The 1,869-nt window shown below is 71.4% G+C and carries 3 protein-coding genes; 1 reads left to right on the top strand and 2 read right to left on the bottom strand.

Annotated features, from left to right (window positions below; translation table 11 throughout):
• Positions 1 to 141 precede the first annotated feature (141 nt).
• On the bottom strand, positions 142 to 744 hold the full coding sequence (locus AOK17_RS42955) for an HhH-GPD-type base excision DNA repair protein (RefSeq protein ID WP_055618079.1): 603 nt from the start codon (positions 742 to 744) through the stop codon (positions 142 to 144).
• Positions 745 to 840: 96 nt separating this feature from the next.
• Positions 841 to 1,569 (bottom strand): siderophore-interacting protein, encoded by a 729-nt coding sequence (locus AOK17_RS42960; protein ID WP_055618080.1) that lies wholly within the window; start codon positions 1,567 to 1,569, stop codon positions 841 to 843.
• A 78-nt stretch (positions 1,570 to 1,647) separates the two neighbouring features.
• Here AOK17_RS42960 and AOK17_RS42965 point away from each other — a divergent pair.
• A partial coding sequence (locus AOK17_RS42965; RefSeq protein ID WP_206190933.1) for a penicillin acylase family protein occupies positions 1,648 to 1,869 on the top strand: 222 nt, incomplete at its 3' end.

Here is a 1,869-nt window from a genome sequence, read left to right on the forward strand (position 1 = left end):
GTACCTCGGCCATGCTCCATGCTCGGACCGGCGTCCGGCACCCCGCCACCCGGGACGGCCGACCGACTGACCCCTCCCCCGCGGTCCCCTCTCCCCGCAGTCCCCTCCTACGAGCCGCAGGCCCTCACTTGCCGGAGGCCTTTACTTGCCGGAGGCCTTCGGCGCCTTCTCCGCTCTCGCCGCCGCCTTCATCTCCTGCTTGTGCGCCCGTACCTTCGTCAGCGACTCCGGTCCCGTGATGTCGGCGACCGAGCGGAAGGACTTGTCCTCCCCGTACGCACCGGCCGCCTCGCGCCAGCCCTTCGGGCGTACGCCGAGCTGCTTGCCCAGCAGCGCGAGGAAGATCTGCGCCTTCTGGGCGCCGAAGCCGGGCAGTTCCTTGAGACGGCGGAGGAGTTCGTCGCCGGTCTTCACGCCCTCCCAGACCTTCGCCGCGTCCCCTTCGTAGTGCTCCACGAGGTACTGGCACAGCTGCTGGATCCGCTTCGCCATCGAGCCCGGGTAGCGGTGCACGGCCGGCTTCTCGGACAGCAGCGCCGCGAAGGCCTCGGGGTCGTGCGCCGCGATCTCGTGCGCGTCGAGATCGTCCGTGCCGAGGCGCTGCGCGATCGTGTACGGGCCCGCGAAGGCCCACTCCATCGGAACCTGCTGGTCGAGGAGCATGCCGACGAGCGCGGCGAGCGGGCTGCGGCCGAGCAGTTCGTCGGCCTCGGGCTGCTGGGCTAGATGAAGCGTGGCGTCCATGCTCCGATCATCGCAAGTGAGCGCTCGGGCCGCGCGTCATCGCCGCGGGCGCCAAGTGGGTGCCGAGCCGGTGCCTACTGGGTGCCCTGTGGCCGCTCAGGCCGCGCGCCAGTACCCCAGCGCGTTCACCCGCTGTCTCGGCAGCGCCAGCTCCTTGCGGAAGTAGGCCGCCAGCGCCCGCGTCGTCGCCGTGTCGCAGGCGATCCAGACGTACGGGTCGGCCGCGTCCTTCAGAAGGCCCGGTACGGCCTCCTTCACCTGGGCCACCAGGTGCGCGCCCTTGTCGAGCCGGGGGACCGTACGGATGTCGTGGCGGTCGGGGTCCGCCTGGAGGGGCAGGCCGTCCAGGCCCTCCGCAGACTCGAACCAGATCGTCGTGGGCGCCGAACCGACCGCCCCGAGCAGGGAGTTGAGCGCGGGGAGGGAGGCCGTGTCCCCGATCGCCAGCACGTGGGAGGGCGCCGGGTCCGGGTCCGTGAACCCCGTGCCCTGGACCGTCGCCTCGATCGTGTCCCCCGGCTTCGCGGCCCGCGCCCAGTCGCTCGCGCACCCCTCGTGCAGCGCGAACTCCAGGCTGAAGGTCCCGGCGGCCGGATCGGGATCCACGAGTGTGTACGCCCGCTGGTGCGGCTTGCCCGCGTTGTCGAACCACAGCCGCACCCACATCGTCGGGTGCACCCCGGTCGCCGCGAGCATGCCGCCGTCGGTGAGACGCACCCGGCGGTAGTGCTCGGTGACGTCCTCCGCACCCGTGACCGTGAACACGAAGTCCTTGCCCCGGAACAGTTTGAGGACCGCGCCCTCCCAGCCGTGACCCTGCCCCATGACTTCTTCACCCCTCGCGTACGATTCCGGCGCACCTTACTTAGGTGAGCCTAACCTAATCCACATGGGAGACGCAGGGTGACTGTCGAGATCTACCGTGATGCCTGGGGTGTCCCACATCTGCGCGCGGGCGACGCGCGTGAACTCGCCCGTGCCCAGGGACTGGCCACCGCCCACGACCGCGCCTGGCAGCTGGAGGTCGAACGGCACCGGGCGCGCGGCACCTCGGCCGCGTTCCTCGGCCCGGACGCGCTCGGCTGGGACCGGTTCGCGAGACAGGCCCGGCTCGACGACACGGCC

Source organism: Streptomyces phaeochromogenes (assembly GCF_001418655.1).
Taxonomy (GTDB): Bacteria; Actinomycetota; Actinomycetes; order Streptomycetales; family Streptomycetaceae; genus Streptomyces; species Streptomyces phaeochromogenes.